The sequence below is a fragment of the Vibrio pectenicida genome (assembly GCA_024347015.1).
GTDB lineage: Bacteria > Pseudomonadota > Gammaproteobacteria > Enterobacterales > Vibrionaceae > Vibrio > Vibrio pectenicida.
Window position 1 is genome coordinate 2,433,350 of the sequence record AP024889.1, and the last position, 23,315, is coordinate 2,456,664.

Consider the following 23,315-nt stretch of genomic DNA (forward strand, 5'->3'; position numbering starts at 1 on the left):
TCAATTTTCCTCGGTTAAATTTGACCATTTTTACCTGCTAAGGTAAGTTTCGTGCATCTTTCAAAATGTAGATAATGTTATGGCGAGCAAGAAACCCGGAAACATGTCCTTTGAAGCCACTATTGAAGAACTTGATTCGATTGTTGAGCACCTCGAAAAAGGCGATTTGGCGCTTGAAGATGCCCTTAAAAAATTTGAACGCGGAATTACTCTTGCTCGTGAAGGACAAACCAAGTTAAATGACGCTGAGCAAAGAGTCAGCATCTTGCTTAGCAATGATGATAATGCTCCTCTTACAGAGTTCACAACATCACAGCCAGAATAATCACCACAAAAGAGTTGCTCTTATGCATGAGGCGTTAACCTCTCTACAAAAAAGAAACAATCAACAGCTAGAATATTGGCTAAGCCAATTGCCGAACCCTGAACAAAACCTAATTGAAGCAATGCACTATGGTTTGCTTTTGGGTGGCAAGCGGGTTCGCCCCTTTTTAGTTTATATTACTGGGCAGATGCTTGGATGTCAGTTTGAAGAGCTCGACACTCCAGCCAGCGCTGTTGAATGTATACACGCGTACTCACTTATCCATGATGATTTACCGGCAATGGACAACGATGAGTTGCGACGTGGGCAACCAACCTGTCACATTAAGTTTGATGAGTCTACCGCCATTTTAACCGGAGATGCGCTGCAAACGATGGCATTTACGATTCTTTGTGACGGTAAATTGAGCTCTAACGCTGAACATAACCGCATCAAAATGGTCAAGGTACTCGCACAAGCCTCTGGAGCTAATGGCATGTGCTTAGGACAAGCTCTAGACTTAGCGGCCGAAGGTCGTCATGTATCATTAGAAGAACTAGAAACCATTCATCACAATAAGACTGGTGCATTACTAAAATGTGCAATTAGATTGGGAGCTCTCGCTGCTGGTAGCAAAGGCAATGATATTTTACCTCAATTAGACAAGTATGCCGATGCCATTGGCCTAGCGTTTCAAGTTCAAGACGATATTTTGGACATCATCAGTGATACCCAAACTCTCGGTAAGCCTCAAGGCTCAGATCAAGCTTTAGAAAAAAGCACCTACCCTGCTTTACTTGGTTTGGACGGTGCAGTTAATAAAGCTCACACTCTTTTGACAGAAGCCCTTCAAGCATTAGAAACAATCCCCTACAATACAGTATTACTCGAAGAGTTCGCCCGATATGTCATCGAGCGCAAGAACTAAACGATAAGCGCCCTATATATGACTCTTGATATTTCCAAATATCCAACACTGGCATTGGCCAATACACCGGATGAATTGCGTAGCCTTCCAAAAGAAGCGCTACCTACACTATGTGACGAATTACGTACCTATTTACTTAACTCTGTTAGCCAATCAAGCGGCCACCTTGCTTCAGGGCTTGGCACCGTAGAATTAACCGTGGCACTTCATTATGTCTATAACACCCCATTTGACCAACTTGTCTGGGATGTCGGGCACCAAGCTTACCCACATAAAATTCTTACCGGCCGCAGAGACAAAATGCCCAGCATACGTCAAAAAGACGGCTTACATCCCTTTCCATGGCGCGATGAAAGCGAGTATGACACTCTATCTGTAGGCCACTCTTCGACTTCCATCAGTGCGGCACTGGGTATGGCAATTTGCGCGAAAAAAGAACAAAAAAATCGCAAAGTGGTGAGTGTTATTGGTGATGGGGCCATCACTGCTGGTATGGCCTTTGAAGCAATGAACCACGCTGGGGATGTACACTCAGACATGCTGGTGATACTCAACGATAATGAGATGTCAATCTCGGAAAATGTCGGCGCACTCAATAACCATTTAGCCCAATTGCTATCTGGTAGCTTGTATACCTCGATCCGAGAAGGTGGAAAAAAGGTACTCTCAGGTTTACCACCAATCAAAGAGCTTGTCCGCAGAACGGAAGAGCACCTTAAAGGCATGGTTGTACCTGGCACCTTATTTGAAGAACTTGGTTTTAACTATATCGGCCCTGTCGATGGGCATGATGTTTGCGAATTGGCTAAAACGTTAACCAATATGCGAGAGCTTAAAGGGCCGCAGTTCTTACATATCATGACCAAAAAAGGCAAAGGTTACGAACAAGCAGAGAAAGATCCTATTGGCTACCATGCGGTTCCAAAGTTTGACCCTAACCATACTTCTCTACCTAAAACAAAAGGTAGCCAGCCCACTTTCTCAAACATTTTTGGCGATTTTTTATGTGATATGGCTGCGCAAGACCCCAAGTTAATGGCGATTACCCCCGCAATGCGAGAGGGTTCGGGTATGGTACGCTTTTCTAAAGAATTCCCAGAGCAGTATTTTGATGTTGCGATTGCCGAGCAGCATGCCGTGACTCTTGCAGCCGGAATGGCAATAAGCGGCAATCATCCAATAGTCGCTATATACTCAACATTCTTACAACGTGGCTACGATCAACTCATCCATGATGTCGCTATTATGAATCTGCCGGTTATGTTTGCCATTGACAGAGCAGGCTTAGTTGGTGCTGACGGTCAAACCCATCAAGGCGCTTTTGACTTGAGCTTTATGCGCTGTATACCCAATATGGTGATCATGACACCAAGTGATGAAAATGAATGCCGTCAAATGTTATATACCGGCCATCAACATCAGGGCCCAAGTGCAGTACGCTACCCTAGAGGATCTGGTGCTGGCATAGACGTTGAAAAAGAGTTTACCGCGCAAGACATAGGCAAAGGCAGAGAAATCCGAACGGGCGAGAAAGTCGCCATTCTTAACTTTGGTTCCTTACTAGGCAACGCCCAGCAAGCAGCAGACAACCTCAATGCGACACTTGCCGATATGCGTTTCGTCAAACCTTTAGACAAAGCGCTTATCAAGAAATTAGTCAAAGAACATGATGTTATAGTGACGCTAGAAGAAAATGCTCTCGCGGGTGGCGCCGGCGCTGGTGTGGTTGAATTTATGATGCAAGAAAAGCTGATAAAACCTGTTCTGAATTTAGGTTTGCCGGACAAGTTTATTGCACAAGGAACTCAACAAGAATTGCACACCGAGCTAGGATTAGATGCACAAGGCATTGAGCAATCGATTCAAGCTTATGTTGAAAAATAGTAAACCCAGTTACGACAAAAGCCCTCTTTCGAGGGCTTATCAAGCTATTCATTGGTTGCTATAAACCAACCAAATTCATCGCATATTCTCAACCAAGTTTGGTCTAACTTTGCGCTGATCGATACCTTCTCAGTTGTGTATGGGTGGATGAACTCTATGTTCGATGCATGCAAAAGTAATCGCTGAGAGTCATAGACCTGTCTGAATAATTTGTTATGTTTACCATCACCATGAGTGGTATCACCGACTATGGGGTGACGAAGGTGGGCCATATGTCTCCTCAATTGGTGTTTGCGACCTGTTAGTGGTTTTAACTCCATTAAACAGTATCGAGTGGTTGCAAACTTGCCTGTTGAAAAAGGGATCTCGGTTTGCGCTATCGTGCGATAATCGGTAATCGCTTGTTGCGCCTCTTTTTCTTTACTCGAATGCTTATCTGCTATTTTGTCGAGTTCTACTTTCAAGTCATAATCTAAACGTCCAGACCCTTCTATCCAGCCACGTACGATTGCATGGTAGGTTTTATTCATCTCATGATTTGCAAACATTGGCATAACCTGAGAGGCGACCTCACTCGATAAAGCAAACATCAATACACCCGATGTTGGCCTATCTAGGCGGTGAAGCGGAAAAACATGCTGACCAATTTGGTCACGCAAGGTTTGCATAACAAATTGAGTTTCATGCTTATCAAGCCAGCTGCGGTGCACAAGCATTCCTGCTGGTTTATTGACTGCAACAAAGTACTCGTCATGAAAAATGATATCTAACATTAGGCACAAGACTCATCTATGGCATTAATTAAACCAATTAAACAATGATACCCTTGATGCTTTTTCCAACACTCTTCAAAGTATGGTGTTAGACAAAAACCTTTAGGTAAAGGCATTTGTCGTGCGATTAACTCTTCCATTTTAGGGATAAATACCCACTGTAACCACTCTTGAGGCTCTAAGGTATCCACTGAGAATGGCTGGGTACTTTGTAGTAAGTATTCACAAGGCCTATCCACCTGCCATAGCTGCAACGTTTTTAAGAACTGAGTCAGTTGCTGCAAAAGAATAGTTAATTGTTGCTTATCTGCCATAAAACCTATGTGTTGACCTTGAAATTAAGCCCAAGAATACCATCTATATAGAACATTAAGTTAGGACTATTCAGCGATGGACACCATTCATACTCTCAGCCAGCTTCTCATCAATAGTGATTGCCAATATCAAGTTTATGACCTTGGTCGTCGTATTAGCCAGATTGACAATAAAATTTTTTCTAATGTTGAGCAAGGCCTTCAGCCCTATCCTTACCCATTGCAACGCAAAGCTCATCTTGCTATTTGCTACTGGAATGAAAGCAAACAGCCTTGGATTTGGTTCTTAAAGTTTGAGCTAGATGAACGAGGGCTATTAAAGCAAGCTGATGTAGGTAACTTCCTTAAATACGTGATCGAAGCTATGGGAACACGTCTTAATAAAGATATTACACCAGAACAACAACAAAAATTGGCAAGTAATCCGTATACGTTTAAGCCTGCTGAAGACAAAATGGCGGTGTTTCATAGCCAGATTCGAGCCCAACTTTCTCTTCCTTGCAGCCAGTATTACGAGCACGCACAACACTACTTTTCAGGTGGGTTAGGCTGGGATAAATGGCAAACGATAGGTCTGCAAGGTGTAACTGATATCTGTGCTCGTTTGAGTAAAGAGCAAAACAGTGTCCATTTACGTAAAGCGATAAAGCAATTACCAAGCGAACCACTTTACGCACTTTTAGGAGCACTTGAGCATACTCATTTACCCGACAAACTCGCAGAGCGGCTGCAAGAATTAACTTTTGAAAAAATGGATGATGGCAACCCAGATATCTTCCTGATTGGTGCATTAATTAGAGCACTTTCTGGCGCAGAGCATCAGTATTCAAACCCAGTGGTTGAAAGAGTTTTAGCATCGCCGCGTCTAAGCCATCAAGAAATTCTAATTGGGATTGCAGGACGAAATTGGCATCTACTGACCAATCCAGATCTGGCTGAGAATTTTTTACTCAGGTTGGCACAAACTGGCAATCAGTCTCTATTTAACCAATTGTTTTCAGATCTCGTCATGCTACCTGAATTGAGAATGGTGTTACTGCCTCTACTCCACTCTACACCATCTCAGGAGTTAGCAAAGGCACTCACTCAGCTCCAGCAAGCAACAAAAGGTTAGAGTATGATCGGCGATCTTTTGGCAATTTTAGCCTTATGCTGTATAGCACTTGTATTTTGGCAACAGAGGCGTCAAGCCGAATTGGCAAAAACCATAGCAACCAATAAGTGCAAACAGCTTGAGTTACAGCTACTCAGTGTCGCTTTGAAAGGGCATAAAGCCAAAATGCCTGATGGTACTTGGTATTGGCACTCTATTTATCAATTTGAATTTTCTTCTCTTGGCGATGATTGCTACCAAGGTGAAATCATAATGCGCGGCTTTCAATTGATTAGAGTGCAGCTTCCACCTCACAGGATGTAAAAATATATTGGAGACATGCAGGATTAGGGTAAGCACTATCTTTTAATCGCTTAAAACCGAGTTTCTCTACAATACGAATTGATGGTATATGGTTAGATTCAACTGTTGTGGTCACTTGATGTAAATTGAGATCATGTAAGGCTTTAGGTAAAAAGGCTTTTAAAACCTCACTACCTATTCCTTGGCCCCAATAAGCTTTATCAAATAGGAAACCCAGTTCAGGCCTCTCATCTAAATGATAAATACATACATGACCAATGTAATCACGCGAATGGTTATCTAGCACAGCTAAGGCATATATATTAGGATCATGAAGAATACGTAGGAAAAGTGGCTTCGCTGAAGATACTGTATGATAATCATCCATTTGCATCCGATTCATGGTGCAATAATTCAACATTAAGAATTCGGACTGTAATGATTCATTGTAGGGAACAAGCAAAGTTCGGTGAGTTGCAATAATCATAGCTTCCCCCTTTTTTGACAGAGTACCCCCCACATACAGGGGGCACTTTTATTTCTCAGTAGAAAAATCTGAGGGTAATACCAACTAAATTATTTATTGTTATAAACTTTTATTTTTGACGCTGTTAGCTTTAATTATATTTAAGTTAAATGAAACCTTGGTACTTGCGCACCTAGAGCTTCACATACTTAATTTCAGCCTAGCCACTAGGCAGTATTTATTACCCAGATGTAATTTATTTTTTACTTTTAAGTATCAGTACCCTAGCGACAGATATACTTTATCGTAAACCGTAATCTAAACAATGTAAAAAAAGACCTTTATATTAATACTGCTTTTATCATAAAAAAAATAATTCTTATAATACAAATAGATACGCTAAAATTAAGTTTATACTAATGATAAAACTAAATTTTATCTCACAAGGACTATAAGAGATCTCTCACACGCTAAACCAGTATCTTCTATTCGCGTTCATCTATAAGAATCAGTATTATTACAACTAATCAAATTAAGGAGGTCATATGCTTACTCAGGATGTCAGTAACGAGCTAGAAAGAGTCTTACAGCAGCTAAGCTTTGAGGGTAAAGAGCTGACCGTTGCACTCGTGAAATCGCGCTTAAATACAGCCGTTCCCATACCTGCATTAATCACAGTAATTAAAAGCTGGAGGCATTCTAACCTTATTCCTAAAGTTGAAGTGACCACTAAAAATCATAGCGATAGAGAAAAGGTAGCGCAGCTAGAGAAACAAGTTACAGACTTAACGCAAAGATTAGAAAAGTTAGAGCAGAAGTTGAGTAATACTTAGTATTGCTATCAGAATATATGTCCTAAATGGACATGTATAAGTTTTAAGAAAAAAGCTTGGCAATATGCCAAGCTTTTCCGTTATTTAATGGGTAGGATTACCAACCCGTAACTTCACGTAGACCTTGACCGATATCGGCTAGTGATTTTACAGTTTTAACACCAGCAGCTTCTAGTGCAGCAAACTTATCTTCTGCTGTACCTTTACCACCAGAGATGATCGCACCAGCATGACCCATACGCTTCCCAGGAGGAGCAGTAACACCAGCAATATAAGAAACAACAGGCTTAGTGACGTTTTCTTTAATAAACGCAGCTGCTTCTTCTTCCGCTGTACCACCGATCTCACCAATCATAACAATGGCTTCAGTTTCTGGGTCTTCTTGGAATAACTTAAGGATATCAATAAAGTTTGAACCTGGAATTGGGTCACCACCAATACCAACACATGTTGACTGACCAAAGCCTTCATCTGTGGTTTGTTTAACCGCTTCGTACGTTAAAGTACCAGAACGAGAAACTATACCTACTTTACCCTTCTTATGAATGTGACCAGGCATAATACCAATCTTACACTCATCAGGAGTAATAAGACCTGGGCAGTTAGGTCCAATCATACGAACGCCTGTTTCTTCTAACTTCACTTTTACGTCAATCATATCCGTTGTAGGGATACCTTCGGTAATGGTGACAATTAGTTCAATACCAGCATCAATTGCTTCTAGAATCGCATCTTTACAGAAAGGTGCAGGAACGTAAATAACGGTTGCTGTTGCACCAGTCGCTTCTACTGCTTCACGCACTGTATTAAATACAGGAAGATCAAGGTGAGTTTGACCACCTTTACCAGGAGAAACACCGCCAACCATTTGCGTACCGTATGCGATAGCTTGCTCTGAGTGGAATGTACCTTGACCGCCAGTGAAACCCTGACAGATTACTTTAGTGTCTTTGTTAATTAATACAGACATTATTTAGCCTCCGCAGCAGCAACAACTTTCTGAGCAGCATCTGTGAGAGACTCAGCTGCAATGATATCAACATCAGAATTCGCAAGAACTTTACGACCTAGATCTGCGTTAGTACCTTCTAAACGAACAACAACAGGTACACTTACACCGACCTCTTTCACTGCACCGATAATACCTTCTGCAATCATGTCACAACGAACAATACCGCCGAAAATGTTAACAAGAACAGCTTTCACATTGTCATCAGACAAAATGATTTTAAATGCTTCTGCAACACGTTCTTTAGTTGCGCCACCACCAACATCTAGGAAGTTAGCTGGCTTGCCACCGTGCAGATTTACAATATCCATCGTGCCCATCGCAAGGCCTGCACCGTTAACCATACAGCCAACGTTGCCATCTAGTGCTACGTAGTTCAGTTCCCACTGAGCTGCGTGTGCTTCACGCTCATCTTCCTGTGAAGGATCATGCATTTCACGAAGCTTTGGCTGACGATACATTGCGTTTGAGTCAATGTTGATCTTGCCGTCAAGACAAAGAAGATTGCCTTCACCAGTAATGACAAGCGGGTTGATTTCTAATAGAGCTAGATCGTACTGAGAGAACATTTCACCAAGACCCATAAAAATCTTAACGAACTGTTTGATTTGATCACCAACTAGACCTAGTTTAAATGCAAGCTCACGACCTTGGTATGCTTGTGGACCAACAAGAGGGTCGATCGCTGATTGATGAATCAACTCTGGAGTTTCTTCAGCTATCTTCTCAATATCCACACCACCTTCAGTTGAAGCCATAAATACAATTTTTCGAGTTGCACGGTCAACAACAGCACCTAGATAAAGTTCGTTAGCAATGTTAGATGCTTCTTCAACAAGAATTTTAGTGACTGGCTGACCATTAGCGTCTGTTTGGTAAGTCACTAGGTTTTTACCTAGCCACTTTTGTGCAAACTCTTTAACGCCTTCTTTAGTGTCATGTAGCTCAACGCCGCCCGCTTTACCGCGGCCACCAGCGTGAACCTGACATTTAACGACTTTCTTTTCTGTTGAGATACGACCGGCAGCATCAAATGCTTCTTGAGGTGTATCACAGGCGAAGCCTTCTGGTACAGGCAAACCGAATTCTGCGAACAGCTGTTTGGCTTGATATTCATGCAAATTCATTTTGTTATTCCGCTTATTTTCCCTTGAGGGGTTATTATGTCCATGACGTCTTAATCTGATGAATAAAACGTCTGTAGGGTCTTCTCAAGTAAATCGCTAATTATTGTAGCGCTTCAAATGAAGGCGGAACCTTGAGTATGTTCCGCCTTAAACACTATTGTCACCTGATTAATCAGGCGCAAAAGTCAATCACACGTCAAGAAGTAGACGTGTGGGATCTTCCAAGAGCTCTTTGATTGTCACCAAGAAACCAACAGACTCACGGCCATCTATCAAACGATGATCGTAAGAAAGTGCTAGGTACATCATAGGCAGGATTTCTACTTTTCCATTCACAGCCATTGGGCGGTCTTGGATTTTGTGCATGCCCAATATCGCAGATTGAGGTGGATTGATAATAGGTGTAGACATTAATGAACCAAACACACCACCGTTAGTAATGGTAAAGTTGCCACCGATTAAATCATCAACAGTCAGTTTACCATCGCGACCTTTGATAGCGAGATCTTTGATGCCTTTTTCAATATCAGAAAAACCTAATGTGTCGCAATCTTTTAGAACTGGAGTAACCAAACCTCGGGGAGTAGATACTGCCATACTGATATCAAAATAGTTGTGGTAAACAATATCTTCACCATCAATTGACGCGTTAACTTCAGGATACCGCTTTAGAGCCTCAGTCACAGCTTTTACATAGAAAGACATAAAGCCAAGACGAATACCATGACGCTCTTCAAATTGGTCTTTGTATTGCTTACGAAGGTCCATAATCGGCTTCATATTCACTTCGTTAAAAGTGGTCAGCATAGCTGTGCTGTTTTTCGCTTCCAGCAGACGATTTGCAACCGTCTTACGCAAACGCGTCATTGGTACACGCTTTTGGCTACGAGCGGCTGCAGGTGCTTCAACTGGAGATGTTGAACCCGATTTAGGTGCCGACTTAGCGTTAGCAATGTGGGCTTCTATATCTTCACGGGTAATACGCCCGCCAACACCTGTACCTTTGACTTGGCTTGCTTCTAAGCTATGTTCTGCAAGTAAACGACGTACTGCTGGACTAAGGGCGTCATTGCTTTCCTCAGTAAGAGAAGCTGTATGACGTTTATCTGGGGATGATTCTGCTTCCTCAGCCTTGTCTTGTGTAGGTTCGCCAGCAACTGCACCAGGGTTAAGCTTAGCTATTAGTTGCTTAGAAAGTACTGTCGCACCTTCTTCTTCTATTATCGCTTCTAGAACACCAGCTTCAGGAGCAGGCACTTCCAAAACAACTTTGTCCGTTTCGATATCAACCAGTATCTCATCACGCTCTATCGCATCGCCTGGTTTCTTGTGCCATGTTGCTACTGTCGCATCTGCAACAGATTCAGGTAAATCTGGAACCAGAATTTCAATTGTCATATCTGTTTCTTCCTTTCACTTCTAGTTCTTAGTTCGAAGTTGTTGTATTGACGGTAAGCGCAGCTTCAACAAGCGCTTTCTGTTGTTTTAAATGCACTGACATATAACCCACTGCTGGTGAAGCAGATGCCGGTCGGCCAGCGTACTTAAGGTCTGCTCCAGCAGGAATAGCAAGACGGAAGTTATGTTGACTACTATACCAAGCGCCCTGATTTTGAGGCTCTTCCTGGCACCAAACATAATCTTCCACGTTGGTATAATGCTCAATAGCTGCCTTAACCTCTTTTATTGGGAAAGGATAAAGCTGTTCAATACGCACAATAGCAACATCTTCCTGCTCATTACTGCGACGCTGTTCGAGTAAATCGAAGTAAACCTTGCCTGAACAGAATACAACTCGCTTCACGTTATTAGGCTCTAGTTTGTCTATCTCAGCAATTGCTGGCTGGAATGTCCCTTCTGCCAACTCATCTAAAGTTGATGTACACAGTGGGTGCCTAAGTAGCGATTTTGGCGACATGACAATAAGAGGCCTGCGCATAGGCCTTACAACTTGACGCCTAATCATGTGATATACCTGAGCAGGCGTTGATGGCACAACAACTTGCATGTTTTGTTCAGCACACAATTGCAGGTAACGCTCAAGGCGAGCTGACGAATGCTCTGGACCTTGTCCTTCGTAACCATGAGGAAGCAACATGGTTAAGCCACATAAACGTGCCCACTTTTGCTCTCCCGAAGAAATGAACTGATCAATAACCACTTGAGCACCGTTTGCAAAATCACCAAACTGAGCCTCCCAAATAGTCAAACCACTTGGTTCTGCCGTGGCGTAGCCATATTCAAACGCTAGGACGGCTTCTTCAGACAATACGGAATCGTAGACTTCAAAAGGCCCTTGCTTATCATGAATATTAGCCAATGGAATAAAGGTGCTGGCATCAGTCTGGTTATGAAGCACCGAGTGGCGGTGGAAGAAAGTACCACGCCCGGAATCCTGACCAGAAATACGAATTCGTTTTCCATCATCGACCAAGGTCGCATAAGCCAAGGTTTCCGCCATACCCCAGTCAAATGCTTTTTCACCACTCATCATTGCCATACGATCGTTATAAAGCTTGTTAACTCGGCTTTGAAGTCTATGGCTTTCAGGGTAGTGGCAAATCCGATGCCCTAACTCAATAAGGCGCTCTTTGCTGTAAGTATTTTCCCACGCAACATCCCAATCATGGCCAATATACGGTTCCCAGTCGACTGAATGCAACGCCATCGGACGCCACTCTTTGACAACCACTTCACCACGATCTAATGCATCGCGATATTCATTGACCAATTGTGTTGCTGTATCAATGCCAAACTCTCCACGTTCTATCAACACATCAGCATAGAGTTTACGTGGCGTAGGGTGTTTTTTAATCTTCTGATACATTAACGGCTGAGTCGCATTCGGCTCATCCGCCTCATTGTGACCGTGCCGGCGGTAACATACCAAGTCAATCACAACATCGCTCTTAAACTCATTACGGTAGTCCAAAGCAATACGTGTAACGAATGCAACCGCTTCTGGATCATCGGCATTAACATGGAAAATCGGTGCTTGGACCATTTTCGCAATATCCGTACAATACATGGTTGAGCGAGTATCATTTGGATTAGATGTAGTGAAACCAACTTGGTTATTCACCACAATGCGAACTGTGCCCCCAACGCGAAAACCACGCGACTGAGACATATTGAATGTTTCTGCCACCACTCCTTGACCCGCAATCGCTGAGTCCCCATGAATTGTAATCGGAAGTACCGTACTACCATCAGTATCACCAAGCCTATCCTGACGAGCACGAACAGAACCAATAACAACTGGGTTAACAATTTCAAGGTGAGAAGGGTTAAATGCTAGCACTAAGTGCACATCACTGCCTGGGGTTGAAAAATCAGCAGAAAAACCTTGGTGGTATTTAACATCACCAGTACCCCAAGTTTCGTCATGTTTACCAGCAAATTCGTCAAACAAATCTTGTGGCTTTTTACCGAGAACATTTACTAGCATGTTCAATCGGCCACGGTGCGCCATACCAATAACAATCTCACGCATGCTATTTTTACCTGCATGCCTAATGAGTTCTTTCATCATTGGAATAAGAGCATCGCCACCTTCAAGGGAGAAACGTTTGGCTCCAGGGAATTTAGCGCCTAAGTAACGCTCCAAACCTTCTGCTGCCGTCAATTCTTCCAAAAACTCTTGCTTCTCTTGTTTTGAGAAAGAAGGTTGACCAACTACTGATTCGAGTCGCTGTTGAATCCAGCGCTTTTGTTCAGTGTTTGTCATGTGCATATACTCTGCACCTATGGAACCACAATAGATTTTATTCAGCGCCGAGTGAATATCTTTTAGCAACATGGTCTCTTGACCTATTGCGAAAGAACCGACATTGAATGACTCTTCAAAGTCATCTTCAGTAAGGTTGTGGTATGTAGGGTCTAGCTCTACCACCGCAGGGCGTTGCCATAAACCGAGTGGGTCAAGCTCTGCTGCTTCATGACCGCGAAAGCGGTATGCGTTGATAAGCTGAAGAACTTTTACTTGTTTTGCGTCGACATCTGGGTCACTAACTTGGACATTGTAATGCTTTGTTTCTTGAGCGAGACGCCGGAAGTAGTCACGAACACGCGAGTGAGGTTGTTCTTTAACCTCTTCAGATGGCTTAGGCAAGCCATCAAATACGCGCGTCCACTCCTCACTTACCAAATCGGGATCACTTAGATACAGTTCGTAGAGGTCTTCTACATAAGTTGCATTGGCGCCAGCCAAGTGTGAAGACTCGAGCCACGCCTTCATCACGCCGTTGTGCATATTTTCCCTTAACCAGTAGTTTCACGTTTGTTTCGGTCTATGCCGAGCTATAGATAGCCAGCTACCTAGGTAACTGGCAATTTTTGTTATTAATTTAAACCGAACGATTTACCAGCATGGTCTTGATATGACCAATAGCTTTCGTTGGGTTAAGCCCCTTAGGGCAAACACTTACACAATTCATGATGCTATGACAACGGAAAACGCTAAAAGCATCGTCAAGATTTGACAAGCGTTCATCGGTTGCTGTATCGCGGCTATCAATCAACCAACGATATGCAGCTAACAAACCAGCAGGACCAATGAACTTATCTGGATTCCACCAGAATGATGGACACGACGTTGTACAACACGCACACATGATACACTCGTACAATCCATCCAAATGAGCGCGCTCATCCGGAGACTGCAGATTTTCACGCGATGGCGGTAATACATCATCATCAATCAAGAAAGGTTTTACCTTGGCATAATTGTCATAAAATTGAGTCATGTCGACAATCAAATCACGAACTACCGGTAGCCCCGGTAAAGGACGAATGACAATGGTTTTCCCTGTCAACGCAGATAATGGCGTGATACAGGCCAAGCCATTCTTACCGTTCATGTTTAGACCATCAGAACCACAAACACCTTCACGGCAAGAGCGTCGAAACGCAATTGTTGGGTCTTGCTCTTTAAGCAGAATTAAAGCATCCAACACCATCATGTCAGAGCCTTCATCAACTTCAAGAACGTAATCTTTCATGTAAGGCTTTTTGTCTACATCTGGATTGTAGCGATACAAAGAGAAGTTCAGTTTCATAATTCCATCCTCCCTTAGTATGTACGAACTTTTGGTGGAAATGCATCACGATGAACTGGTGTCATATTGACGTCACGTCTAGCCATTGCTTCCGTTTCAGGATTGTAGATTGAATGGCACAACCAGTTTTCATCATCGCGTTCTGGGTAATCGAACCGTGCATGGGCTCCTCGGCTCTCGGTGCGGTAGTTTGCTGCAACTGCTGTTGAGAAAGCCGTTTCCATTAAGTTATCCAGTTCAAGGCACTCAATTCTTTGAGTGTTAAACTCTGAAGACTTATCCGCAAGGTGAGCATTTTTCAGTCGTTCACGAATTACTTTTAGCTCTTCTAAACCTGCTGCCATCGCATCACCTTCACGGAATACTGAGAAGCTATTTTGCATACATGTTTGTAAGTCTTTGCGGATTTGAACAGGATCTTCACCATCAGTGCTGTTTTCCCAGCGCATTGTACGAGCTAGTGAGGCTTCAATATCAGACTCAGTCGCAGGACGAGCCTCAGATTGCGCCGCTAGAGTTTCACCTAGATGAAGCCCTGTAGCTCGACCAAAGACAACTAAATCAAGCAAGGAGTTACCACCAAGACGGTTAGCACCATGAACAGAAACCGATGCAATTTCACCACAAGCATATAAGCCTTGAACTTCAATATCACGGCCATCCGAAGATTGTTTGATTGCTTGGCCAGAAACCTGAGTTGGCACACCGCCCATCATATAATGACAGGTTGGTATGACAGGAATAGGTTCCTTAACTGGATCAACGTGTGCGAATGTACGCGACAGTTCACAAATGCCTGGTAAACGAGATTCAAGTACATCTTGACCAAGGTGATCAAGCTTGAGTTTAAGATGTGGTCCCCATGGACCATCACAACCACGACCCTCACGGATTTCAATCATCATTGAGCGCGCAACAACATCTCGACCTGCCAAATCTTTCGCGTTAGGAGCATATCTCTCCATAAAGCGCTCACCATCTTTGTTCAAGAGGTAACCACCTTCACCACGACAGCCTTCAGTTACCAAAACACCAGCTCCGGCAATACCGGTTGGATGGAATTGCCACATTTCCATATCTTGCATTGGAACACCAGCACGCAACGCCATGCCAACACCATCACCAGTGTTGATGTAAGCATTGGTAGTAGAGGCATAGATTCGACCAGCCCCTCCGGTTGCCAAAATCGTTGCTTTAGACTTAAAGTAGCAAATTTCACCACTTTCCATACAGATTGCAGTACAACCCATAACGGCGCCGTCTTGGTTCTTGACCAAATCTAACGCGTACCATTCAGAGAAAATAGTGGTTTTGTGTTTAACATTTTGCTGGTAAAGAGTATGTAATAAAGCATGGCCAGTACGATCCGCTGCTGCGGCCGTTCGGGCGGCTTGTTCACCACCAAACTCTTTCGATTGTCCACCAAAAGGACGCTGATAAATTGTACCGTCATCAAACCGAGAAAATGGCAAACCCATTTTTTCTAATTCAATAACTGATTCAGGTCCATTTTTACACATATATTCAATCGCATTTTGGTCACCAATATAGTCCGAACCTTTAACGGTATCGTACATGTGCCACTGCCAATCATCTTTATGTGAGTTACCAAGCGCTACTGTAATTCCACCTTGAGCAGAAACAGTATGAGAGCGAGTAGGAAATACTTTGGATAACAAGGCACAAGTTAAGCCTTGCTCTGAAATTTGTAGTGCAGCACGCATACCTGCACCACCAGCGCCGATCACTACGGCATCAAATTCACGAACTGGAATAGACACTTACGCACCCCACAAAATAAATAGACCCGAAAAAAAGTACCCAAATAATACAGCGATGACACCTAGCTGTAAGAAACCACGAAGTTTTGTGCACTTAATGTAGTCTGTAAGAACTTGCCAAAGCCCTATCCAAGCGTGGATAAGAATTGAGACCAACGCAAGCATTGTGAACACTTTTGTTAAAGTTCCACCAAAGAACTGTGTCCAAGAGACGTAAGAAATATCTGAGAAAGCACAAAAGCTCACCAGATATATCGTGTAGAGAGTCATAATGATCGCAGATGCACGGATCAGCAAGAAATCATGTACACCGTTACGACCAAAAGATGAAATGTGTTTTACCATACTAAAATCCCCGCCAACACTGACAGAACGGCTGTTGCTGCAAATGCAACCTTGGCACTCATTGCGCCAGATTCCAGCTCTTCAAAATGACCTAAATCCATTAGCAAATGACGAATACCACCTGCTATATGGTAGGACAAAGCCGTCAAAATACCCCATAAAATAAATTTCACAACGAAACCATCGACAATTTCGACAGCATGTGCGTAACCTATTGGGGAAGACAGGGAAATGGATAGTAACCAAAGAAGTATCCCGATCGCGACAAACGTAATTACTCCCGAAACTCGGTGTAAAATGGATGCGATTGCTGTGATCGGAAAGTTTATAGTCTGCAAATCTAAATTAACAGGTCTTGACTTTCTTTCTTTCACGGGCTTGCTCACTCAGCTCCATTGAAGCATTTATTGTTATGAACGAAATTTCAATGCAAACCTATAAAACTTAACATTTATTCAACAGATAGCATGCCCAAAAAACGGGATGAAATTGTAGTAAAGTGCTAACAACAAGGTATGGAACATCACCTCACATCTGTTCCAAACCTTAATTTTTAAGGTTTTAATCAAAATTTACGGCGCCAATATACGGCTGACCATATTTTAGCACAATTGACGTAACAATTTTTGCTACATAGAACAGATTTTTAACCTTATAGTTATAAAAAATCATAACAAGTGCACAAGTCAGAGCAGAATAATTGACTTTGATAACGAACACACGTACAAAAATGTTACACAAACATCCTGGACGGATTAAATAATTAACAAAGGAGATTGTTATGGCGGATAAGAAAGCGACCCTTCATATTGAAGGTCAAGCGCCTATCGAACTTCCAATTATGAAAGGTGCCCTTGGTACCCCTGTAATTGATGTTCGTACACTTGGAGCAAATGGCTATTTTACGTTTGACCCAGGTTTTCTTGCCACTGCATCCTGTGAATCTCAAATCACCTATATTGACGGTGGCAAAGGTATTCTTTTGCACCGTGGTTACCCTATTGATCAGCTTGCAAACAACGCTGATTACTTAGAGGTGTGTTATATTCTTCTTTATGGTGAAGCCCCGACACGCGAACAATACGAACAATTTAAAGTCACTGTCACACGACATACTATGGTGCATGAGCAAATTGCGAGCTTTTTCCACGGATTCCGACGCGACGCTCACCCAATGGCGGTTATGTGTGGTGTAGTGGGTGCGTTAGCAGCCTTCTACCACGACTCAATGGATATCAATAACGACACCCACCGAGAGATTACGGCTTATCGTCTACTGTCGAAAATGCCTACGCTCGCTGCCATGTGTTACAAATACTCCATCGGACAACCTTTCATTTATCCACGCAATGATCTGACTTACGCAGAAAACTACCTACACATGATGTTTGCTAACCCATGTGAGGAATATGATGTTAATCCTGTCGTGGCAAGAGCTATGGATAAAATCTTCACTCTGCACGCAGATCACGAACAAAATGCTTCAACTTCAACTGTACGTTTAGCTGGCTCTTCCGGTGCAAACCCATTTGCGTGTATTGCCGCAGGTATCGCATCGCTTTGGGGACCGGCTCACGGTGGAGCGAATGAAGCATGTCTCAAGATGCTTGAAGAGATTGGTAGCGTCGACAAAATCCCTGAGTATATCGATCGTGCTAAGGATAAAGATGATCCTTTCCGACTAATGGGCTTTGGACATCGTGTTTACAAAAATTACGATCCTCGAGCTACTGTTATGCGCGAAACTTGTCATGACGTTCTTAAAGAACTTAACATTGATGATCCATTACTCGATGTGGCGATGGAACTTGAACGTATTGCATTGTCTGACGAGTACTTCGTGTCTAAGAAGCTATACCCAAATGTGGATTTCTACTCTGGCATTATTCTCAAAGCCATTGGCATCCCTGTTTCTATGTTCACAGTAATTTTTGCACTATCGAGAACAATAGGCTGGATTGCACACTGGAATGAAATGCATAGCGACCCTCTCAATCGTATAGGCCGCCCAAGACAGTTATACACTGGTAAAACTCAGCGTAACTTCAAGCCTCTGCATGATAGAGACTAATTAAGATAACCTCTGAAATACAAAGGGCTGACATAAATCAGCCCTTTTTAATTCGATTAATATTTACACTGGATTATCAATATCAACAAACTCTACATCCAAACCATGCTCACTGGCTAGCCACTCACCCAAAGCTTTTATCCCGTAACGTTCAGTCGCATGATGACCTGCCGCAAAATAGTGGATATCCATCTCTCTTGCTGTATAGGTCGTCCGCTCTGAAATCTCTCCAGAAATAAAAGCATCTAAACCATGTTGAACTGCCAACTCAATAAAATCTTGACCGCCGCCAGTACACCAACCTACTGCTTCAATTATCTTATTGGCATTTTCCGGTGCTATGTGAAGTGGTCTGCGATTTAGTACTTTATTAATTTTTTCTGCAAACGCAGCCCCAGTTTCAGCCTGTTTCAAACGACCAAACATAGCAACTGACTGAGAGTGCCCTTCCAATCCACCTTCAACATCAATATCAAGCAGCCTCGCTAATTCTGCGTTATTGCCCAATTTGGGGTGTATATCTAACGGTAAATGATACCCATATAAGTTAATATCATTTTTTATCAAAGTACGGATTCGATTTCCTTTCATACCACGAATGGGTTCAGGCTCTCCTTTCCAAAAATAACCGTGGTGGACAAGCAGAGCATCTGCATTTTTTTCTATCGCCTTTTCAATCAAAGCTTGAGAAGCTGTTACTCCTGTTACTATGGTTTGAATATTGAGTTTTCCCTCGACTTGCAACCCATTAGGTGCGTAGTCTTTTATCAGGTGTGGGGACAGTTTTTCGTTTATAATTCGCTCTAATTGAATATTTTCCATTGTAACTTCCAGAACTAGGCCTTTGCACACAGTGTATGGCAACAACATTTAGGATGCTAGTTACAAACTATTCTGGTTGCGATACCAATAAACTTTGTTTTAAGGAACTAGATGCTAGATATGAGTAAACTGATGCTTTTTTACAATTGGATAGCCAATACTCCATCATTATTTAAATTAACTCCTCCTTTTGAATCTCTGCTGTCATTTTCTTCCAAGACTCCTGTAGATATTGCCTACGAAGGTAACCCTAGGTTGGGTTTTTTATACCAGCACCTGTGCAGTAAAGTTTTTGAAAACAGTGACCTCTACACCATAGAGCTGGAGGAACTCCAGTTGAATGACAGTAATGGCCAAACCATAGGAGCGATTGATCTTATCCTAAAAAACAGCCAAACAAATAAACGAGAACACTGGGAAGTAGCGATTAAATTTTATTTGCTTCATCAGGGCACCTGGTTTGGTCCTAATGCACATGACCAATTGGACAAAAAGTTGGATAGGATGCTTTCTCATCAGTTAAAAATGAGCAACTCCAAAGAATTTTTAGCTCAACAGCCTGAAATGAATGATTTATCTAAACATCTACTGCTGCAAGGACGGCTTTACATCAATCCCTTTTCCTCAGAGTTTACTCCAACACACTGTTTAGGTTACGAAATAGATCCATCTCAAATTTCAGGATACTGGTGCTATGAACATCAATGGGAACTGATTAATGAGCCTTTATTCGAATTAGATAAACAGTACTGGGCAACCGGCCTAGAGCAGTTCGAACAACCACTAAAAAAAACCAGTGGACGCTTTATCCACGCTCAAACCCAGCAAAAGATATTTTGGTTTGTGGTCCCTGATAGTTGGCCATATGGATAATATAAAAACGTCAGTCTATAACAAACAACTTCAGGAAAACTTGAAAATAAAAAAGGGCTGGTCATTGAGTACCAACCCTTTCCTTATTTGGGGGATGTTGACCTTTGAGCTCACAAACCTGCGTTTACAAAGACCTGATTGACAATTTCTTGAGCTTCAGACTCAATTTGCTTTAAGTGCTCAGCCCCTTTAAAACTCTCGCAGTATATTTTATAAATATCTTCCGTACCCGACGGACGAGCAGCAAACCAACCATTTTGTGTCGTCACTTTAAGGCCACCAATCGCTGCACCATTCCCCGGAGCATGAGTTAAACGAGCTGTAATTTTATCTCCAGCAAGATTCTGGGCGGTAACCATATCTGGTGACAATTTTGCTAGTACTTCTTTTTGAGGGCCATTTGCCGTGGCTTGAAGACGGTTATAATGAGAGGTACCATGTTTGACGGTAAGATTTTGGTAATATTCTTGAGGATTCATACCTGTCACAGCAGTAATTTCAGCTGCGAGCAAGCAAAGAATAATACCATCTTTGTCTGTTGACCATGGCGTACCATCCATACGTAAGAATGAAGCGCCCGCGCTTTCCTCGCCACCAAAGCCCAATGTCCCTTGGTATAAGCCATCGACAAACCATTTAAAGCCAACGGGTACTTCGCATAAATCACGACCAAGATCTGCAACAACACGATCGATCAACGCACTAGACACTAACGTTTTACCAACAGCTACTGTCTGACCCCAACCTTGACGATGACGATAAAGGTAGTCAATACATACCGCAAGGAAGTGATTTGGGTTCATTAAACCATTCGGGGTAACAATTCCGTGACGGTCATAGTCTGGGTCATTACCAAATGCTAAGTCAAAACTATCTTTATGTTCCAGCAACCCAGCCATCGCGTAAGGAGAAGAGCAGTCCATTCTGATGACGCCATCTTTATCTAAACACATAAACTGAAAAGAAGGATCAACTGCTTCATTCACCAAGGTAAGATCTAATGAGTAATCAATCGCAATTTGGCGCCAGTATTCAATACCACTACCTCCGAGAGGATCGATACCTATTTTTAGCTTGGCTTTCTGAATCGCTTCCATGTTGATGACATTTTTCAAGTCAGATACATAAGGCGTAACTAAATCACTTTCAATAAACAGTTCAGATGCCTTCGCTTTCTCGATAGAGATTCTTTTCACACCATCTAGTTTGCCAGAAATTAAAGCGTTTGCATGTTCTTCAATGGTTTGTGTCAACTCACCTTCCGCAGGCCCCCCATGCGATGGGTTGTATTTAATACCACCATCCTGCGGTGGGTTATGAGATGGGGTAATAACTATACCATCAGCTTTAGCAGAATTATTGAGGTTATGAGTTAAAATAGCATGCGAAATACTTGGCGTTGGAACATAGCCATTATCTTGCTGCACGATTACCTTGATATTATTTGCTACCAGAACTTCAACAACACTTAAAAAAGCAGGTACAGAAAGCGCATGTGTATCCTTACCGACAAACATGGGGCCAGTGGTACCATTCGTAGCTCGAACTTCAACTATCGCTTGTACGATAGCCAAAATGTGAGTTTCATTAAAAGTACATTTACCGGCGGTACCTCGATGTCCAGAGGTACCAAATTGAACTTTATGAGCAGAGTTGTCAGGCTCAGGTAGAAGAAGATAGTAATCCGAGACAAGTTCAGGAATATTATGCAGATCTTGTTGCTGGGCTTTTCGTCCAGCACGAGGGTGCATCGCCATTGTTGACATCCTTTATTAAAAACCTTGAAATAAAAAACCTCACAATACTCAAAGCAATGAATATTATGAGGTTAAAATCTGAATTATTAGATTGAATTCGTGACTTTTTCTATTAAGTCTGTAGGAAATTGCATTCTAGCCATCAACTGATCAACCATTTGACGCTTGCGGCTCGTGTTGCTGTTTGTAATCACCCAAAAAGGTGAACCAGGGATTGCTTTAGGCTTAGTAGTATTGCCACTTTCTAGTAGTGTTTGCTCATTATTTGCAAAGTAAACACGCTTACGTCCTTTAACCAAAGTTGCTTCAGAAAACCTTTGAGGATCAATACGATTCAATGTTGAAAGTACTAGCATAAATCGATCAATCGCCTTTTTAAGGCCTGCAAACTCATCTGAAATAAGTAAAGATCGCATGGCTCTGACGCTATCAATTTTCTCTTGTTTTACTGCATCACGGCTCACCACAATGCCTTTCGCCTGCACCGCTGCTTTCATCGGTGTTGGTTGCTGATTCTTAGCATCAACATCCAAAAGACGTCGTAAGATATCTGAAGCACTTTCACCAATGTGTTGGGTTTGACCTGCAATGTAACGGTATAGATCCTCATCAACCTCAATTGTTTTCATTCGCTTTTCACAATCTCTATGTTTAAACTCTGTTGGGATTATATACCCAACTACCCTCAAGATGCGAGTTTCAGTTCTGTTATACAAAGCAGATTAACGACCTAATGAGTTACTACGTTAAATCAATCACGAATATAAAAAAATGTCACAACTGCTTAACTATAAAATCGAAGGTAAAGGTCACACTATTGTCCTACTACATGGTCTCTTTGGTAACCTAGATAATTTGGGCTTGCTCAGCAGAGAGTTACGCCAAAATTATCAGATTGTGAGTCTAGACTTGCGCAACCATGGAACCTCTTTTCAGTCTTCCGAACACAACTACCAACTTATGGCACAAGATGTATTTAATACTCTCGAACATCTTGAATTAAAACGTTACATCTTGATCGGGCACTCCATGGGAGGGAAGGTTGGTATGAAATTAGCAGAACTTGCCCAGCATGATGTAGACAAGTTAATTGTACTTGATATGGCACCAGTGAGTTACCCAGAGAGACGTCACGATAATGTCTTTGCTGGCCTCAAGGCCGTAGTCGAGCAAAAGCCGACATCTCGTCAACAAGCTTTGCAAGTTTTAACGCAACATATAGAATTAGAAGGTGTCAGGCAGTTTTTAGGAAAATCATTGTATAACAATGGTCAATATTTTCAGTGGCGCTTTAACGTAACAAGCTTATGGGACAACTACTGGGAGATTCTTGGCTGGACACAAATTGAAAAAATCAGCACACCAACTTTATTTATAAAAGGTGGAAACTCAAACTATCTTTCCACTGAATACCAAGCTGATATACAGGAACAATTTTCAAACGCGAAAGCACATATTATTGCTAATACTGGTCATTGGCTCCATGCAGAGAAACCGCAAGAAGTGTTACGTGCAATTAATAAGTTTATTCGTTAAGTACAGAATGGGGGCTTCGTTGCCCCATACCCGTTAACT

At 42.4% G+C, this 23,315-nt stretch carries 23 protein-coding genes; 9 read left to right on the forward strand and 14 right to left on the reverse strand.

Annotated features, from left to right (window positions below):
• Window positions 1-79 precede the first annotated feature (79 nt).
• The 3 genes from xseB to dxs are packed head-to-tail and all read left to right on the forward strand — an operon-like array spanning window position 80 to window position 3,116.
• Window positions 80-325 (forward strand): exodeoxyribonuclease VII small subunit, encoded by a 246-nt coding sequence (xseB, locus tag OCV27_RS11150; protein ID WP_125322185.1) that lies wholly within the window; start codon window positions 80-82, stop codon window positions 323-325.
• Window positions 326-347: 22 nt separating this feature from the next.
• Window positions 348-1,232, forward strand: a complete 885-nt coding sequence (gene ispA, locus OCV27_RS11155; RefSeq protein ID WP_125322186.1) for a (2E,6E)-farnesyl diphosphate synthase — start codon at window positions 348-350, stop codon at window positions 1,230-1,232.
• An 18-nt stretch (window positions 1,233-1,250) separates the two neighbouring features.
• A complete protein-coding gene (dxs, locus tag OCV27_RS11160) occupies window positions 1,251-3,116 on the forward strand; it encodes a 1-deoxy-D-xylulose-5-phosphate synthase (protein WP_125322187.1) in 1,866 nt (621 codons plus the stop codon).
• Between the two features lie 44 nt (window positions 3,117-3,160).
• Here dxs and truC read toward each other — a convergent pair whose 3' ends face one another.
• Together truC and OCV27_RS11170 are read right to left on the reverse strand one after the other, a co-directional pair.
• The gene (truC, locus tag OCV27_RS11165; protein WP_125322188.1) at window positions 3,161-3,889 is read right to left on the reverse strand and encodes a tRNA pseudouridine(65) synthase TruC; all 729 of its coding nucleotides are present in this window, start codon (window positions 3,887-3,889) and stop codon (window positions 3,161-3,163) included.
• The gene (locus OCV27_RS11170) at window positions 3,889-4,203 is read right to left on the reverse strand and encodes a YqcC family protein (protein ID WP_125322189.1); all 315 of its coding nucleotides are present in this window, start codon (window positions 4,201-4,203) and stop codon (window positions 3,889-3,891) included. Before OCV27_RS11170 ends, truC begins: the two co-directional genes overlap by 1 nt.
• Window positions 4,204-4,279: 76 nt before the next feature.
• On the opposite strand from OCV27_RS11170, the gene OCV27_RS11175 reads away from it, so the two are divergent.
• Window positions 4,280-5,317, forward strand: a complete 1,038-nt coding sequence (locus OCV27_RS11175; RefSeq protein WP_125322190.1) for a DUF3549 family protein — start codon at window positions 4,280-4,282, stop codon at window positions 5,315-5,317.
• Between the two features lie 3 nt (window positions 5,318-5,320).
• On the forward strand, window positions 5,321-5,620 hold the full coding sequence (locus OCV27_RS11180; RefSeq protein ID WP_125322191.1) for a DUF3301 domain-containing protein: 300 nt from the start codon (window positions 5,321-5,323) through the stop codon (window positions 5,618-5,620).
• On the opposite strand, the gene OCV27_RS11185 is transcribed toward OCV27_RS11180, so the two are convergent.
• Window positions 5,589-6,086, reverse strand: coding sequence for a GNAT family N-acetyltransferase (locus tag OCV27_RS11185; protein WP_125322192.1), 498 nt, complete (start codon window positions 6,084-6,086; stop codon window positions 5,589-5,591). The two genes, OCV27_RS11180 and OCV27_RS11185, sit on opposite strands and share 32 nt — an antisense overlap.
• 524 nt (window positions 6,087-6,610) lie before the next feature.
• Here OCV27_RS11185 and OCV27_RS11190 point away from each other — a divergent pair.
• Window positions 6,611-6,898, forward strand: a complete 288-nt coding sequence (locus tag OCV27_RS11190) for a hypothetical protein (protein ID WP_125320695.1) — start codon at window positions 6,611-6,613, stop codon at window positions 6,896-6,898.
• 97 nt (window positions 6,899-6,995) lie between these two features.
• On the opposite strand, the gene sucD is transcribed toward OCV27_RS11190, so the two are convergent.
• The 8 genes from sucD to sdhC form a co-directional block, all read right to left on the reverse strand.
• The gene (gene sucD, locus OCV27_RS11195; protein WP_125320694.1) at window positions 6,996-7,868 is read right to left on the reverse strand and encodes a succinate--CoA ligase subunit alpha; all 873 of its coding nucleotides are present in this window, start codon (window positions 7,866-7,868) and stop codon (window positions 6,996-6,998) included.
• Window positions 7,868-9,034 carry an ADP-forming succinate--CoA ligase subunit beta gene (sucC, locus tag OCV27_RS11200; RefSeq protein WP_125320693.1) on the reverse strand — a complete coding sequence of 389 codons (1,167 nt, stop codon included), beginning with the start codon at window positions 9,032-9,034 and terminating at the stop codon, window positions 7,868-7,870. Before sucC ends, sucD begins: the two co-directional genes overlap by 1 nt.
• Window positions 9,035-9,223: 189 nt before the next feature.
• Window positions 9,224-10,432, reverse strand: coding sequence for a 2-oxoglutarate dehydrogenase complex dihydrolipoyllysine-residue succinyltransferase (gene odhB / locus OCV27_RS11205; RefSeq protein WP_125320692.1), 1,209 nt, complete (start codon window positions 10,430-10,432; stop codon window positions 9,224-9,226).
• Window positions 10,433-10,460: 28 nt separating this feature from the next.
• A complete protein-coding gene (gene sucA / locus OCV27_RS11210) occupies window positions 10,461-13,286 on the reverse strand; it encodes a 2-oxoglutarate dehydrogenase E1 component (protein ID WP_125320691.1) in 2,826 nt (941 codons plus the stop codon).
• 94 nt (window positions 13,287-13,380) lie between these two features.
• Window positions 13,381-14,091 (reverse strand): succinate dehydrogenase iron-sulfur subunit, encoded by a 711-nt coding sequence (locus tag OCV27_RS11215; protein ID WP_125320690.1) that lies wholly within the window; start codon window positions 14,089-14,091, stop codon window positions 13,381-13,383.
• Between the two features lie 14 nt (window positions 14,092-14,105).
• Window positions 14,106-15,872: a succinate dehydrogenase flavoprotein subunit gene (gene sdhA / locus OCV27_RS11220; RefSeq protein WP_125320689.1), complete on the reverse strand. Its 1,767-nt coding sequence runs from the start codon at window positions 15,870-15,872 to the stop codon at window positions 14,106-14,108.
• Window positions 15,873-16,217, reverse strand: coding sequence for a succinate dehydrogenase, hydrophobic membrane anchor protein (gene sdhD / locus OCV27_RS11225; RefSeq protein WP_125320688.1), 345 nt, complete (start codon window positions 16,215-16,217; stop codon window positions 15,873-15,875). It abuts the gene before it with no gap.
• Window positions 16,211-16,603: a succinate dehydrogenase cytochrome b556 subunit gene (sdhC, locus tag OCV27_RS11230; RefSeq protein WP_125320687.1), complete on the reverse strand. Its 393-nt coding sequence runs from the start codon at window positions 16,601-16,603 to the stop codon at window positions 16,211-16,213. Before sdhC ends, sdhD begins: the two co-directional genes overlap by 7 nt.
• Before the next feature lie 395 nt (window positions 16,604-16,998).
• On the opposite strand from sdhC, the gene OCV27_RS11235 reads away from it, so the two are divergent.
• Window positions 16,999-18,288, forward strand: coding sequence for a citrate synthase (locus OCV27_RS11235; RefSeq protein ID WP_125320686.1), 1,290 nt, complete (start codon window positions 16,999-17,001; stop codon window positions 18,286-18,288).
• A gap of 63 nt (window positions 18,289-18,351) precedes the next feature.
• On the opposite strand, the gene OCV27_RS11240 is transcribed toward OCV27_RS11235, so the two are convergent.
• Window positions 18,352-19,110: a Nif3-like dinuclear metal center hexameric protein gene (locus tag OCV27_RS11240; RefSeq protein ID WP_125320685.1), complete on the reverse strand. Its 759-nt coding sequence runs from the start codon at window positions 19,108-19,110 to the stop codon at window positions 18,352-18,354.
• A gap of 120 nt (window positions 19,111-19,230) precedes the next feature.
• On the opposite strand from OCV27_RS11240, the gene OCV27_RS11245 reads away from it, so the two are divergent.
• Window positions 19,231-19,983: a DUF1853 family protein gene (locus OCV27_RS11245; RefSeq protein ID WP_125320684.1), complete on the forward strand. Its 753-nt coding sequence runs from the start codon at window positions 19,231-19,233 to the stop codon at window positions 19,981-19,983.
• A 110-nt stretch (window positions 19,984-20,093) separates the two neighbouring features.
• On the opposite strand, the gene pgm is transcribed toward OCV27_RS11245, so the two are convergent.
• Together pgm and seqA are read right to left on the reverse strand one after the other, a co-directional pair.
• A complete protein-coding gene (pgm, locus tag OCV27_RS11250) occupies window positions 20,094-21,740 on the reverse strand; it encodes a phosphoglucomutase (alpha-D-glucose-1,6-bisphosphate-dependent) (protein WP_125320683.1) in 1,647 nt (548 codons plus the stop codon).
• An 86-nt stretch (window positions 21,741-21,826) separates the two neighbouring features.
• Window positions 21,827-22,369: a replication initiation negative regulator SeqA gene (gene seqA, locus OCV27_RS11255; protein WP_125320682.1), complete on the reverse strand. Its 543-nt coding sequence runs from the start codon at window positions 22,367-22,369 to the stop codon at window positions 21,827-21,829.
• Between the two features lie 142 nt (window positions 22,370-22,511).
• Between seqA and OCV27_RS11260 the strand changes: the two genes are divergently transcribed.
• A complete protein-coding gene (locus OCV27_RS11260; protein ID WP_125320681.1) occupies window positions 22,512-23,276 on the forward strand; it encodes an alpha/beta fold hydrolase in 765 nt (254 codons plus the stop codon).
• The last annotated feature ends 39 nt before the right edge of the window (window positions 23,277-23,315 follow it).